At 62.7% G+C, this 13492-nt stretch carries 18 protein-coding genes; 13 read left to right on the forward strand and 5 right to left on the reverse strand.

Annotated features, from left to right (window positions below; all coding sequences use genetic code 11):
* Nucleotides 1-334: 334 nt before the first annotated feature.
* From H292_RS27975 to H292_RS0123110, 3 genes are all read left to right on the forward strand, one after another.
* Nucleotides 335-775: a DUF3558 family protein gene (locus H292_RS27975; RefSeq protein WP_080732853.1), complete on the forward strand. Its 441-nt coding sequence runs from the start codon at nt 335-337 to the stop codon at nt 773-775.
* An 8-nt stretch (nt 776-783) separates the two neighbouring features.
* Nucleotides 784-1164, forward strand: coding sequence for a hypothetical protein (locus H292_RS0123105; RefSeq protein ID WP_020112962.1), 381 nt, complete (start codon nt 784-786; stop codon nt 1162-1164).
* 301 nt (nt 1165-1465) lie between these two features.
* Entirely contained in the window at nt 1466-2023 is a 558-nt protein-coding gene (locus tag H292_RS0123110; protein ID WP_020112963.1) for a dihydrofolate reductase family protein, read from the forward strand.
* Here H292_RS0123110 and H292_RS0123115 read toward each other — a convergent pair.
* Nucleotides 2005-2298, reverse strand: coding sequence for a hypothetical protein (locus tag H292_RS0123115; protein ID WP_020112964.1), 294 nt, complete (start codon nt 2296-2298; stop codon nt 2005-2007). The two genes, H292_RS0123110 and H292_RS0123115, sit on opposite strands and share 19 nt — an antisense overlap.
* A gap of 178 nt (nt 2299-2476) precedes the next feature.
* Between H292_RS0123115 and H292_RS0123120 the strand changes: the two genes are divergently transcribed.
* From H292_RS0123120 to H292_RS0123140, 5 genes are all read left to right on the forward strand, one after another.
* Nucleotides 2477-2674, forward strand: coding sequence for an SAV_915 family protein (locus H292_RS0123120; RefSeq protein WP_020112965.1), 198 nt, complete (start codon nt 2477-2479; stop codon nt 2672-2674).
* Nucleotides 2671-2955: a hypothetical protein gene (locus H292_RS0123125; RefSeq protein WP_020112966.1), complete on the forward strand. Its 285-nt coding sequence runs from the start codon at nt 2671-2673 to the stop codon at nt 2953-2955. Before H292_RS0123120 ends, H292_RS0123125 begins: the two co-directional genes overlap by 4 nt.
* A 3-nt stretch (nt 2956-2958) precedes the next feature.
* Nucleotides 2959-4026: a hypothetical protein gene (locus tag H292_RS0123130; protein ID WP_020112967.1), complete on the forward strand. Its 1068-nt coding sequence runs from the start codon at nt 2959-2961 to the stop codon at nt 4024-4026.
* Entirely contained in the window at nt 3989-4795 is an 807-nt protein-coding gene (locus tag H292_RS27465; protein ID WP_231383909.1) for a hypothetical protein, read from the forward strand. Before H292_RS0123130 ends, H292_RS27465 begins: the two co-directional genes overlap by 38 nt.
* Before the next feature lie 61 nt (nt 4796-4856).
* On the forward strand, nt 4857-5618 hold the full coding sequence (locus tag H292_RS0123140; RefSeq protein ID WP_020112969.1) for a hypothetical protein: 762 nt from the start codon (nt 4857-4859) through the stop codon (nt 5616-5618).
* A gap of 9 nt (nt 5619-5627) precedes the next feature.
* Here the strand turns inward: H292_RS0123140 and H292_RS0123145 are convergent, their stop codons facing one another.
* On the reverse strand, nt 5628-6677 hold the full coding sequence (locus H292_RS0123145; protein ID WP_020112970.1) for an HNH endonuclease: 1050 nt from the start codon (nt 6675-6677) through the stop codon (nt 5628-5630).
* Nucleotides 6678-6725: 48 nt separating this feature from the next.
* Nucleotides 6726-7118: a hypothetical protein gene (locus tag H292_RS0123150; protein WP_020112971.1), complete on the reverse strand. Its 393-nt coding sequence runs from the start codon at nt 7116-7118 to the stop codon at nt 6726-6728.
* 250 nt (nt 7119-7368) lie between these two features.
* Here H292_RS0123150 and H292_RS27980 point away from each other — a divergent pair, with 250 nt between their 5' ends.
* Both H292_RS27980 and H292_RS0123160 read left to right on the forward strand, forming a co-directional pair.
* Nucleotides 7369-7809, forward strand: coding sequence for a DUF3558 family protein (locus H292_RS27980; RefSeq protein ID WP_080738267.1), 441 nt, complete (start codon nt 7369-7371; stop codon nt 7807-7809).
* A 59-nt stretch (nt 7810-7868) separates the two neighbouring features.
* Nucleotides 7869-8198: a hypothetical protein gene (locus H292_RS0123160; RefSeq protein WP_231383910.1), complete on the forward strand. Its 330-nt coding sequence runs from the start codon at nt 7869-7871 to the stop codon at nt 8196-8198.
* Nucleotides 8199-8434: 236 nt separating this feature from the next.
* Here H292_RS0123160 and H292_RS0123165 read toward each other — a convergent pair whose 3' ends face one another.
* Nucleotides 8435-10060 carry a long-chain fatty acid--CoA ligase gene (locus H292_RS0123165; protein WP_020112974.1) on the reverse strand — a complete coding sequence of 542 codons (1626 nt, stop codon included), beginning with the start codon at nt 10058-10060 and terminating at the stop codon, nt 8435-8437.
* Nucleotides 10061-10202: 142 nt separating this feature from the next.
* On the opposite strand from H292_RS0123165, the gene H292_RS0123170 reads away from it, so the two are divergent.
* From H292_RS0123170 to H292_RS0123180, 3 genes are all read left to right on the forward strand, one after another.
* Complete coding sequence (locus H292_RS0123170) at nt 10203-10592, forward strand: PPOX class F420-dependent oxidoreductase (protein WP_027499026.1); 390 nt, start codon at nt 10203-10205, stop codon at nt 10590-10592.
* Nucleotides 10593-10645: 53 nt separating this feature from the next.
* Nucleotides 10646-12124 (forward strand): FAD-dependent oxidoreductase, encoded by a 1479-nt coding sequence (locus H292_RS0123175; RefSeq protein WP_231383911.1) that lies wholly within the window; start codon nt 10646-10648, stop codon nt 12122-12124.
* 104 nt (nt 12125-12228) lie between these two features.
* The gene (locus H292_RS0123180) at nt 12229-12852 is read left to right on the forward strand and encodes a SanA/YdcF family protein (RefSeq protein WP_020112977.1); all 624 of its coding nucleotides are present in this window, start codon (nt 12229-12231) and stop codon (nt 12850-12852) included.
* Here the strand turns inward: H292_RS0123180 and aztA are convergent.
* A complete protein-coding gene (aztA, locus tag H292_RS0123185; RefSeq protein WP_020112978.1) occupies nt 12784-13488 on the reverse strand; it encodes a zinc ABC transporter ATP-binding protein AztA in 705 nt (234 codons plus the stop codon). The two genes, H292_RS0123180 and aztA, sit on opposite strands and share 69 nt — an antisense overlap.
* Nucleotides 13489-13492: the final 4 nt, after the last annotated feature.

Consider the following 13492-nt stretch of genomic DNA (forward strand, 5'->3'; position numbering starts at 1 on the left):
TCTGAGTTCTCGCACAGGCTCTAGTTCCTCGCACAGGATGCAACGTGTGCGAGAAGCAACAACGTGTGCGAGAGATGCTCTGGCGACCACGTCTCCATTGACAGGGGGTGGCTCGAGGGCAGAGCCGGCTCGTGAAACCACCGTCGGCGAATTAGTCGTTGAGTGCGTGACACCTGGCCTGTTGGTGGAGCCCGACTGGAACCATTTCGATGGTCGCTGCGTCTAATCTGTTGATCGACGTGATCGAGGGGGTCGGGTGCGTATACGAATAGCGACGCTGGTGGCTTTGTTGGCTTTGCTTGCCGGATGCAGTGGGGGTGTCGAGGGCAGTCCCGTGGCTGCTGAACGTTGGGATCCGTGCAGCATCACGCCAGAAGCAATCGCCGCAACGGGCTTGGATCCGGAATATCGCGATGAGGGGTGGGGCAAGGGGATCGAGGTTCCGGATTGGGCGAGGTGTGAGTTCATGCCGCGGGGCTCGGACGCTGCCTACGCCTTAAGTGTGTTGTCTTCCGTGGACCACACAATCCTCGAAGCTCGTGCAAATCCCGGAAATTTGGAGGGTCGCGATCTAGAGATCGACGGTCGTGATGCGTACGAGTACAAGACCGAGGTCGGCTTCGCGATCAGGGACTGCCGAATCGCACTCGATGTGGCCGGCGGAGTCGTGGTGTTCGCGGCGCTTTATCAAACCGACGACGGTGTCGACCCGTGCGAAATAGTGCTCCGCCACGTACGAGATCTACTCAGCGCGGTTCCAGCAGCAGCGAAGTAGGAGTTCAAATGGCAGATCCGCGTAATTCGTCGACCTACTGGAACGCGCTCGCCGCTGCAGCGGACAACGGGCAGCTCTACCTAAATCCGGAAGCCGCGATGGCATGTTCCACAGCGTGTGATGAATACCTTCGCAAGCTCAAACACCATCAGCGGAAAGCTACCGACCTTGCCGCCGTCAGCGGTTGGGGTGACTTCGACATGGGCCTTCAACTGCAGGACATCTTCGCCAAAAAGGCTGTAGGCGGAGAGAACAACATGGTCGACGTGTTGCAGAGTCATATCGACGTCGTCGAGGAAATGAAGGTTGTCTTCAACAAGTTCTTCACTTCGACAAGTGACGTGGACGAGGCAAACGCCGCAGGGATTCAAGTCGAGGGGCCCAGGTAGCGGGGGTGGTGGGCAGACGCCGCGACAAACCTGCCCCCGCGTCTGCTGTTCTGCGTTCCCGCACATCTTCCAGCTCCTCGCACAGGATGCAACGTGTGCGAAAAGCTACAACGTGTGCGAGAGACGGTCTGCCCTACGTCTGTTCAATCGGGGGTTGGCAGCAGCACTGAATGGCGTCCGCGACCGATCACCGGTGCCCTTGTCGCGGGGTTTCACCTCAGATCGAGAACGACCGCCCGGTCCTGTCACGAGCGAAAGCGATTGTGCGGCAGCGTGGCATGTGAGCCGGTAGATTCACCGAATGCGACCTCTGCGGTACTCCATCAACGTCTCGCTCGACGGCTGCGTCGACCACAACTTCGCACGCCCGTGCGAGGATCTGCACCTGCACGCGGCGCAGAGCATCGCTCGTGCTGATGCATTGCTGTTCGGGAGGACGACGTACGAAATGATGGAATCGGCGTGGAGACGACCCTCACCCGACATGCCGGAGTGGACAGCGCCGTTTGCGCAGAGCATCAGCGAAAGCAGAAAGTACGTCGTCACGAGCACGCTGGCATCGGTGGACTGGAACGCTGAGATAGTCGACGGTGACATCGAGAAAACCGTCCGGCGACTCAAGAACGAGCCGGGTAACGGCATCTTCACCGGCGGGGTGCAACTGCCACTCGCACTCGCCGACATGGGACTGATCGACGAATACGAGTTCGTCGTTCACCCTGTTGTGGTCGGTCGAGGGCCGACCCTGTTCGCCGGGCTGGCGGAGCGCGTCGAACTCGAGCTCGTCGGGCGGGAGGAGTTCAGTCACGGCGTCGTCGCGTCGCGGTATGTCCCGGCCGATCAGTCTCTGTCGAGGTAGAACTCCGCAATTTCGGTTGCCACCGCCGCGGCTGAGCGAGCGAGGTCGGAATCGACACTCACGGCAGTCGAGTCACTCAGTGCGTCGGCGAGCGTGGCTCCGCGCAGGTCACGCGACTGCACTAGCTCCCACGCATACTCCATCACCCGAACCGACGTCGCGAAGTCCAGACCCGGCACGTTCGATCGAAGGGCGGTGGCGGCCCAGTCCGCGTCGAACGTCCCGCGGGGTGGCCCGAACACTCGCTCGCCGGACGAGTAACTCTGAGGTTCCATACCCACCGATGGTATCCGTCGGACAGTGGAACCGATTCACAACTCGTTGCGTCTGAATCTGTAGGACCGGTTTTCACACCGGAGCAGGGGAGGACGTTTCGTGAAAATTCCGTCAGATTATCCACCGGTGTTGTATGTGCCGTGCGCAGAACAAGTTTCGGACCCGTCGGATGCACGTGTGTTGATCAATGACACGCGCGACGGCAGGTCTGCGCTTCTGGTCTACTCGGCACTCGATCGTTTGCACACGTGCATGGGCAGGGACCAGCCGTGGATCGTGGTTCCGATCACCTTTTTGCCTGCGATCGAAGAAGTTGCCCACTTCGATCTGGTGCTGCTCGACGTCGTCGTGCCGGATAAGGCGCGTGCATCATGAGCATCGTCGTCGATCACGAGGAAATTCGTCTGCAGGCGGGGTACGTGCGGGACGCTGCGACGAGAGTCGACGAGGTCGCACCGTCGATTCCCGGTGCCGTCGACGGCGGTGTGGGCACCGCTGCGATACTCGGTATTCTGAGCAACTTCGTTGCCTCCGCCGGTGAGCTGGTCTCGGGACTAGCAGGCCTGAACGTGACTCTGAACGAGTGCGCCACCAGGTACGCCGAGCAGGACATCGTCGCAGCCGACGAAATCAACGTCGCGGCATGGGCGGAATAGAACATGAGCATAGACACCCACATCGACGGTGACCCGGAATCGGTTCGGCAGGTTGCTCGCTGGCTGCGTGAACAGCTAGCGCCCGTCCTGGACGATGCGGCAGATAAGGTGTTCGCCGCGCGCAACCGAATCGACGGCGCCTGGGACGGCCCTGCCTCCGACGCGGCGATGCCGAAGCTGACTCGAGCCGCCGAAGGCGCGGAGAAGATCGCTGTGGCGGCTCGTGATCACGCCCAGCAGATCGACAATTTCGCGGCCGGCTTGCAGAAAGCGCAGTCCATGATGGCGGATGCGCGCCGTGATGCCGCAGCAGCCGGCCTGACGATCAGCAGCGACGCGATCGACGATCCGCTGTCGGGGGACCTGTCTGCTGCGTACGGTCAGGCGACCAGAGATGCCGAGGAGTCTCGCTCGGTCGAGCGTGAAGCAGCAGAAGCGCTCGTTGGAGTCTGGACCAACCCCTATGTCGATTGGTTCTTTCTGGCAACCGAAGTGGTCGACGCGGCCGCGATGTCTGTCGTCGACGTCCAGACGTGGGCGATGAAGAACAAAGCAGCTTGGCTGGATGCGGAGTCGACCAAATATTTCGACCTGGCACGCAACGCGTCCGAAGGAACCCCGTCATCGGTGATCTATCGAGACGTGGATTACGCGCGTACCACTGCGGCGCGAGCGGCAGTGCTGACCGAGGCAGCAGAAGACCTCACCAAATCCGCCGACAAACTTTCGGGGCGTATCGGCGGCGCTCTCGCTGTTGCCGGCGTCGCATGGGACATCCACAACGGGAAACCGGCCGATCAGGCAATCGTCTCCGCTGGCGCCGGCATCGCTGCTTCGGCTGCTGCCGGCGCGGTGATCGGTTCTTTCATTCCGGTCCCTGTACTCGGGACGCTGACGGGTGCAGCGGCAGGCGCAATCGCCGGAATCTACGCATCTGGTGCCGTTGATTCGATGTACGAGACCGGAATTGGAAGTGTCGATCAGGCCATTACAGGTGGCGAAGAGGCATTGGCGGAGACAGGAAGGTCGATCGGTGAACTGGCAACCGGAGCGTGGGACGCCCTCTTCTGATTCCACCGTGCAACCGTTTGTCTACAAACGGAAACCGCGAACAAAAATGATTGTGTCCAGTGCCGTGGGCTTGTCGGCTGCTGCACTTCTCGTATACGGCGCACTGTCGATTTCGTCGGGTGATGGCCGAGCTGCAGCCCAATTCGCCCTGGCCGCTGCGCTTTGCCTTGTCCTAGGTACTACCAGCCCGTGGTTCAACCAGAACTCGTCGAAGGTCGGACCGGCTGTACTACACCGCGTCCACGGCTCCACCATCCGGTACGAGCGGTGGGGATTGTTCTGGAGAAGCGCTCTCATCGGCGCGTTCGCGCTCTTGATGTGGCTTAGCCTGTGGTTTCTGACTCCGCTGTTCCTTACCTTCTATGGGGCCTTGGCATGGCGTTCGGTCCGCAACGGGTGGGTGGAACTGGATGCCGACGGAGTACGACACCGAGGATGGTCGTTCGACATGAGGGCATCGTGGGACTCCCTGCACACCGTACGGATAGAAGACCGCATTTCGATGACGTCACAAGGGTGGGTCACTATCACCCACCAGTGTGTATCGCTCAAACCGGACATTGTTCTCTCGGGATACAAACGAGATACCGCTTGGTTCTGGCGAATCGAGAAACGACCGATCATAACGATGGATCTCGACTGCCGGCGTTTCGACGTCCACCCAGTAGTCCTGCAGGCATGGATCGCCTTCTATCTGCAAAATCCCAAGATGCGGTTCGAGCTCGGGACCGATGCTGCGGCGCAGCGACTGGCTTCCATAACGCCGTGACCAGTGGGCGTAGCACGCCACGAGCGCGACGAGTGTCCGAGTCCTGAGGTACCTTGCGACGATGAGGTGGAACCCGTTCGATAGACGGTCGGCAGACATTCGCGCCATCGACGACACCTTGGTCGGTCTCGACGCCAAGGCTGCCGCAAAACAACCTGACCTTGTGCGCGAGGCACTGAAGGCGTGGCGTGGATCGGCGGTAGCGGATCCGAGTTCCCCGCGACGGGAGAAAGTTCGCAAGATCGTCGATCGAGGTCGCGGTGTCGATCACCTCGGGGCCGAGCACGCCGAGTTGCTTTCTCTCCGGTCGGCCACCCGCGGCAGAGTAGTCCACGCGGTGGTCGTTCTCGCAGCCGAGATTTCGTCGTTGAGCGCGTGGACGTCGCTGGACACCGCCCACCGCATCGTCCGCATCGACTTGGTCTCGGAGGTGACTTCGGTCGCTTGGAGTGCAGGCAAGCTCGAGGCCGCATTCGTGCGGCTCGGCCCCAAACCGGCAAACCACCTTGCCGACGACGCCGAAGTGCAGAAGATCTACCAAGAGCGAAGTGACGCTTTGGCGGATCGTCAGCGAACACTGATCGCCCGACTCACGGCTTTACGGTCCTACCTCGACGGGCTCGTCGAAATCGACCGAGAGCTTCAGAAAGTCCGCTGGATCGAGCACCACGGCACCCCCGACGACAACGAATACGAAACCCGAGAAGGCGATGAACTGGGCTCGCTACACCTCAACGCCGCTCGGGACATGTTCGACGAGACCACCGACCGCATCGGCGCCCAGCTCCGCGACGCCGTCGAGCAATTGGATCGCCGGGTCTGAGCGCTCGAATCAGACAGGTACGAACGGTTCATACTCACGAGACCGAATCCAGAGGGGAACGCCGGCGGGCAGCGAAGCGTAAACGCCCTCCGCGGCAGACCGCGTTCGATCATGAAGAAGCGGCACGCGGGTCCTGTCCGCGATGGCGAGCAGATCCGATCGTGGTCGGCGCAGCGCTCGATCTACATGTGCGCGAACGGGTACGCTCGCCGACTCGGCGAGGTTGCAGGCAGAATCCGCTGCGACGAGATTCGCGACGCCGTCGATGGGAATTCGCGACCACGGGAGCACATGGTCTATATGTGCTCCGGGCCCGAGCTTGCTATCGCAGTAAAAGCAGCGGTTGTCTTGGAGGTCACGCAAAGGGCCGTTCAGTGTGGTCAGTGCTTCCCGCGACGTGCCGAACAAGAACCCGTCGATCGCCTCGACGTCCAGCGAAACTTTGTTCATACGAACGACATCGGCCACCCACGCGTTCTTCACGAACGATCGGAGCAGAACCGATGTGTCGCGAAGCGCGCGGGGGACCCCGCTCCGTAGAACGACATGACCGCGTTCCACGAGGTGCGTCCTGCTCATCTTCTTGTGAAACCCGCGCGCGTCGAACACGAAATCGTCGTTCGCAAAGTCATTGTTGCGGCCGGCCGGAGTGTGAAAGTGCGTCAACGGTTGCCGAGCGACCGTGAGCTCCACGTCGCGGACAAGCGCGACGTTATGCTCGTCCTCGACTTCCCGCGCAGCCTCGGCCGTGGTGAACGCGGTCGAGGCTTTGTACCGAGCGACCAGCACCGGGATAGTCCGGCCGGAAGACTTGTTCTGACTGAGGACAATCCGTTCGTCGTACGCCCGTACCTGTGGCCAGTAATAGGCAATGATGCGGTGCGCCAATTCTTGGACAGGGACTGCGAGCGTTCCGTTATGCGCAGCTTCGTTCTCGACGCACACGTCGATCAACGCCATGAGCGTCGCGAGCTTGTACGTCGATTCACGCCGACCGGTATCCACCAACTCGACCAAACGCTGAACGAACGCAATGGTGTCGAAGGAAGGAACCGTCATAGTGCCGAACCTACCTCGTAGTCAGCCACTTCCGTCCGCCGCGACAGCTCAACCCTGGAATGGGTAGGGCTGATTGGGCTGAGGGGCGGGGTACTGGCCCGGCTGGGTGGGGAAGTGCCCGTGCGTGCCGAACTGGTGGCCGTTGAGGTAGGCCTGGTTCTGGGCGTTCGCGCTGTCGATCAGACGCTGCTGTTCCTGACGCGCGGCGAGCTTCTTCGCTTCCTGATTCCGGTAGACCTTGATGCCGATCCACACCGCAGCCACGACGATCAGAATCCACGGATTGGCACCGATGAAACCGATGCCGAACAGCACCAGAATCGCCGTCAGAATCGGATGGCGACGAGGCCAGGACCGCTGCGGAACGACGTAGCCGACGTGAGTGGTCTGGTGGATGTTGATGGTGCCGTAGTTGGGGCTGTTGTGGAATTGATTGTTCATGGGTTTCTCTTCTCGAGAGGCAGGGGGGTCAAGTGCTGTGCACTGTGCCAGACGGGTACGACACAGTTGGTCGGTTTTGCTGTCAGGTCCGTTACAGCTGTCGGACGAAGTGGAACCGATCAAGGAAGCGCTGCGTCTAATCTGGTAGCCGTACTCGACGGAGGGGGACCGTGTGCGCAGGTGGATCGTGGCCTTAATTGCGGTGTCTGCCCTGCTTGGGGGTTGTGCGAGGGAGGTGTCGCCGCAGGCGGTGGCCGAGCCGACTCGGTGGGATCCGTGCAGCATCACCCCTGAGCAGATCGGGGATACCGGCTTGGATCCGGACCACCGCGACGTCGGCTGGGGGCGAGGCATCGTCGTGCCGGATTGGGATATTTGCCGGTTCCGGCCAGTTGGTGTCGATGTGCCTTACGTGTTCGTTGTGAAGTCGTCCCTGAACCGCACTGTCGATGAGGCGCGCAGCGACTCGGGGAATCTCGATGGACTCGATACCGAATTGGATGGACGAGACGCTTTTCAGTACAGGACCGATGTCGCGCGCTCGATCATCGACTGCAATCTGGCTGTCGATCTGCCATCGGGGATAGTTGTCTTCTCGGTTGACTATCGGCATGTCGGCGATGGTGTGGACCCTTGCCCGATACTGCACCGTCACGTTGACGATCTGAAAGTTGCGCTACCGAGCGCTTAGCGAACAGGAGCGAAATGAGTAATGAAGGTGAGTCCCTCACGTATTGGCAGTCCCTTGCGATGGCCGCCGACAACGGGCATCTGTATCTCGACCAGGACGCGGCGCGGGCATGCAGTGCGTCCTGCGATGAGTACATCAAGAAACTTGTAAAGCATCAGAACGCAGCCAAACAACTCGCCGATGTCACCGGCTGGGGTGATTTCGACATGGGCAAACAGATCGAGCAGGTGTTTTCGCAGAAGGCTGTTGGAGGGGAGAACAATATGGTCGATGTTCTGCAGGGCCATATCGAGGTCGTCTGCCAGATGCAGGCGGTGTTCAAGAAGTTCTTCACCGACACGGTTGCTCGGGACGAGGAGACCGCGTCGAGTTTGGAGGGACCCCGGTAGCGGCGGAGCCTCGAAACTCGATCGACACCTTCGTCCATCCGCGCCCACCACCAGTTCCGAGCGAAAGTGGCGTTCAGTCAGTCAGACTGACCGAACGGGCCGTTCGCTCCGGAGAAAGTGCCTCAGTCGACACCTTCGTCGCCTGCACCCACGATCAGCTTCGAGCGAAAGTGGCGTTCAGTCAGTCAGACTGACCGAGCGGCCCGTTCGCTCCGGAGAAAGTGCGGTGAAAAGGTTCAGCCCAGTTCGATCACGTTCAAAGCGCCGTCGGCGTGGGAGCTTCGCAGACGCTTCTTGTCGTACTTGCCCACGCTGGTCTTGGGAACTTCGTCGATGAAGGTCCAGCGTTCGGGCAACTGCCAGTGAGCAACTCGGCCATCGAGGAAGTTACGCAACTCCTCGGCCGCGACTTTTTCGCCGTCGCGCACCACCACGGCGACCAGAGGACGCTCGTCCCACTTCTGGTCGGGAACTCCGATGACCGCGGCCTCGCGCACGGCCGGATGCTCCATCACGTGGTTCTCCAGTTCCACCGACGAGATCCATTCGCCGCCGGACTTGATGATGTCCTTGGACCTGTCCGTCAGCGTCAGGTAACCGCCGGGGGAGATGGTGCCGACATCACCGGTCCGGAGCCAACCGTCGTCGAACTTGTCGTGCGCGTCGTTGCGGTAGTAACTGCCGGTGATCCACGGCCCCCGCACTTCCAGTTCGCCTACCTGCTTGCCGTCCCAGGGCAGTTCCTTTCCGCTGTCGTCGACGAGGCGAGCGCGAACCGCAGCGACGAAACGCCCCTGCGTGCAACGGAGATCGAATTCTTCCTCCGCCGACAGTCCGACATCGGGTCGTCCCGAGGTGCCTACGGGCGAGGTCTCCGTCATGCCCCACGCCTGCGTGATGTGAATCCCGTACTTCTCGTGGAATGCGCGCATCAGCGAAGGCGGGCAGGCACTTCCGCCGACGAGGACATCTCGCAGGCTCGACAGGTCGGCCGGATGCTCGTCGAGATGAACAAGCAGTGCCTGCCAGATCGTCGGGACGGCAGCAGCAGCCGTCGGACGCAACGTCGACATCATCTCGGCAAGGGGAGCGGGCTGCAGAAACCTGTCCGGCATGATCAACGACGCCCCGACCATCAACGCGGCGTACGGCAACCCCCACGACATCGCGTGGAACATCGGCACGATCGCCAGCACCTTGTCGGACTGCGCGAGGCCCATTGCGTCGGACATGCACGCCTGCATGGAATGCAGCCAGATGGAACGGTGCGAGTACACCACCCCCTTCGGATCACCGGTGGTTCCGGACGTGTAACACATTGCCGCAGCTGATCGTTCGTCGAGCTCCGGCCAGTCGAACTCCTCCGGGCGGCCTTCGAGGAGGGCCTCGTAGGCGAGCACTTCGATCCCGTCGGGTGCGTCGACATCACCAGGATCGACGCCGACGACGACGAGGTGACGCACCGTCGGCATCGTCGGAAGCAAAGGCGTCAGGAGCGGCAGGAGGCTGGCGTCGGCGATGATCACCTGGTCCTCGGCGTGGTTCACGATGTAGGTGAGCTGCTCGGGGAAGAGACGAATGTTCAGCGTGTGCAGCACCGAGCCCATCGCGGGAACGGCCATGTACGCCTCCATGTGAGGCGCGTTGTTCCACATGAACGTGGCGACCCTCTGGTCGTCGTCGATCCCGATCGACCGGAGACCATGAGCGAGCTGCGCCGCCCGCTTGCCCAGATGCTCGAACGTGACGGTCGACGGACCGTGCTCGCTCCAGGTCGTGACCTCCGCGGTCGGGTGAATCGACGTCCCGAACCGAACGAGCTGGCCGATCGACAACGGGGTGTCCTGCATGGTGCTCTTCATGAACGTTCCACTCCCAATCATTCCGTGCGCTGTGTGCCGCGCGTCACACTTGCACAATACGGACTACCGCCGAGTGCACCCGCGGAATCGGCAGGGACTCGAGCCGTCGGCAATGAACCGATCAGCGCGTACGTTGGCATCCATGACCGCTTCGTTCCTCGCGCTCGGCGACCAGCCGTTCGTCTCGCTCACCACGTTCCGCAGATCCGGCGAGCCGGTCTCGACGCCGGTGTGGATCGGCCGCGACGGGGATGAACTGATCGTGCTCACCCCGACCGACAGCGGCAAGGTCAAACGAATCAGGAACTCGGGACGCGTCGAACTCCGCCCGTGCAACCGGCGAGGAAAGGTAGCCGACGACGCCGTCGCGCACGCTGGTACCGCGCGCATCGTCACCGACGAGCCCGCGCGCCGTGCAGCCGAACTGATTCGAAGGAAGTACGGCGTCGAATTTCGGATCGTGATGCTGATCGAGCGGGTGGTCGCGCGTGGACGCAAGCCCCGGGTGATTCTTGCCATCGACGGCGGGTGAATTCTCACCGAACTCGTCGCGCACGGGACTGGTTTCGAGACACCATCTCCAGCATGACGATCTTCGATACCGACGTCCTGGTGGTGGGAGCGGGCCCAGTCGGGCTGGTTCTCGCCGTCGACCTCGCTCGCCGCGGCACACGAGTGCGCGTCATCGACCGCCGCACCGAACCCACCGATGAATCCCGCGCCGTCGTCGTTCATTCTCGAAGCCTGGAAATGATGGATGCACTGGGCGTCGTCGACGACATCGTGGGGTCGGGACGTACGACAGTGGGCGTGCACTTTCACGCCGACGGAAAGTTGTTGGCGCAGATTCCGCTGGACACCGTCGACAGCGCCTACCCGTTCACGGTGACCACGGCACAGACGGAAACCGAAGCCGTCTTGACGAGGCGGCTGCTCGACCTGGGGGTCGAGATCCAGCGCGGGGAAGAGCTGACCGACTTCGTCCAGGACGACGACGGGGTGCGGGCAACTGTAGGAGGCGACACCGTGACGTGCCGATACCTCGTGGGATGCGACGGGGCGTCGAGCACCGTTCGTCATCACCTCGGTCTGAAGCTGCAGGGCTCGTTCGTGGGTGAGCGTTTCCTGATGGGCGACGTCGACGCCACCTACCCGTTCGATACGAGCGCGATGCACATCTTCGCGTCCGCCGGGTCGGGCCCGGCGATGCTGTTTCCGATGGTCGGCGACCGTGTCCGCGTCATCGCAGCGATCGACGCATCCGAGTCCGGGCGGGCGCCGTCGTTGGACTGGTTGCAGCGCGTGTGCACTCAGCGAGGACTCGGCGTGCGCCTGCGCTCGCCCCGGTGGCTGACGACGTTCGAGATCCATCACGCTCAGGTGCCGAGGTACCGGACCGGCAGGGTTTTCCTCGCCGGCGACGCCGCCCACGTGCACAGTCCCGCGGGCGGGCAGGGTATGAACACCGGGATGCAGGACGCGTTCAACCTCGGCTGGAAGCTCGCAGCGGCGACGAGGGGGAACGCGTCGGAACTGCTCCTCGACAGCTACCACGACGAGCGGCATCCCGTCGCCGCTCACGTCATCGCCGAGACGACGACCTTGACCACCGCTGCCACCGTCGAATCCAAAGTCGTTCGGACCGTGCGCAACAAGGTGCTGCGTATCGTTGCGGGGACCGAGTTCGCACAGCACCGCATCGCCGACGAGATGGAGGAATTCACCGTCGCCTACCACGGCAGCCCGATCGTCCGGCAAGGCGTGCACGGGCACGTGGCACCTGGTGACGCGGCGCCGCCGGTCGCCGGAACCGAGTTGTGGCACAGCCTCGCTCGGGCACATCGGGAGCACCCGAACGACCACCTGCTGGTCGCCGGCACCCCCTCGATGTCGGTGCCCGGCACGACTCCCGTCGTCGTCGACGATCCCGAGCGCAAGATCGCGCAGCGGTACGGGCTCAAGACACCCGACGGTGTCGTTCTTGTGCGGCCCGACGGCTACGTCGGCGCCATCTCGCCTCTCGGCGACCGTGCGCCGATCGACGCCGCGCTGGCCCTGCTCTGAACAGCGGGCGACTGCCTCAGAGATCCCTCAATCTCGGCCGGTACGGTGACGCCCGGTAGCGTCGGGCGGAGATCGGGAGTTCGTTGAGAAAGAAGTTGTGGCGAGTGTCGGTCGGCCTCGTCGTCGGCGTGCTCGCCGCTGTCCTCGCGTCGGCGGCATGGGTGGCGACCGTGTCCTTCGGGCGGGTGCACGACGCCGCCGACGCACCCGCCGCGCCGGTGGTCATCGTCCTCGGATCCCAGGTGCGCGACGGCAAGCCGATGAAGTACCTGGAAGGTCGGCTCGACGCTGCTGTGTCGCTGTTCGAGTCCGGTCGAGCCCGCGCGGTTCTGGTCTCCGGTGATGCGAACGGTCGGTCCGGCAACGAAATCGCTGCCATGACCGAATATCTCGTCGACGCCGGAATCCCGTCCGACAGGATTGTCGGCGACGACTACGGCCTTGACACCTACGACACTTGCTGGCGCGCCGCGACGACCTTCGGGGTCGAGAAGGCACTCGTCGTCAGTCAAGGCTTGCACGTGTCCAGAGCTATCGCGCTGTGCCGGGACGCAGGCATCGACGTCGACGGGGTGGACGCAGAATGCGAATGCAACCGACTCGCGGTGCTACGGAACTTCGGTCGCGAGTGGCTCGCACGGCCCAAAGCCGTGCTGGACCTACTGTCCGGACGCGAGCCTGCCGTCGTGAGCCCCGCCACCGACGAATTGACGGTCACGACGCGTTGACGACAAAATCTCCCCGCGCCCGAGAGTGATGGTGACATCCGCGCGATCCGCATCGTCGGCGTCGTGAGTGGCCATGACCACCACGGCGCCGCGGGCCGCCTCGTCGTCGACGACGCTGTTGATGATCTCGCGGGCCTCCGCGTCGAGACCCGTCGTCGGCTCGTCCAGAAGAACCAGATCTCCATGCTCGACGAGCGCCTGCGCCAGCAGCGCCCGCTGACGCTGCCCCCCGGACAACTCCGCCAACCGTCGCGACCGGAGATCGGTCAGTTTCAATCGATCGATGGCCTCGTCGACGGCACGGCGATCCGCAGCACTGGCCCGACCGAGGATTCCGCGACGTGGCCACGTCCCCATCGCAACGACCTCGCCGACGGTGACAGCCATCCGATCGTTGACGTCACTGCGCTGCGGAACGTAACTGATACGTCGGTGTCGAATGTCGACCGCACCCGACGCGGGCTCGACGATGCCTGCAAGAGATTGCAACACGGTCGATTTGCCGGAACCGTTGTGACCGACGAGAGCGGTGACGGTGCCCGGCTCGAACGACGCACTGACGTCGTGGAGGGCAACGGTGTTGCCGTACCGGACGGTCAGGGATCGAACAGACACGGATTCGCTCACGACAACCATTATC

This window comes from Rhodococcus sp. 114MFTsu3.1, from assembly GCF_000383555.1.
Taxonomy (GTDB): domain Bacteria; phylum Actinomycetota; class Actinomycetes; order Mycobacteriales; family Mycobacteriaceae; genus Rhodococcoides; species Rhodococcoides fascians_E.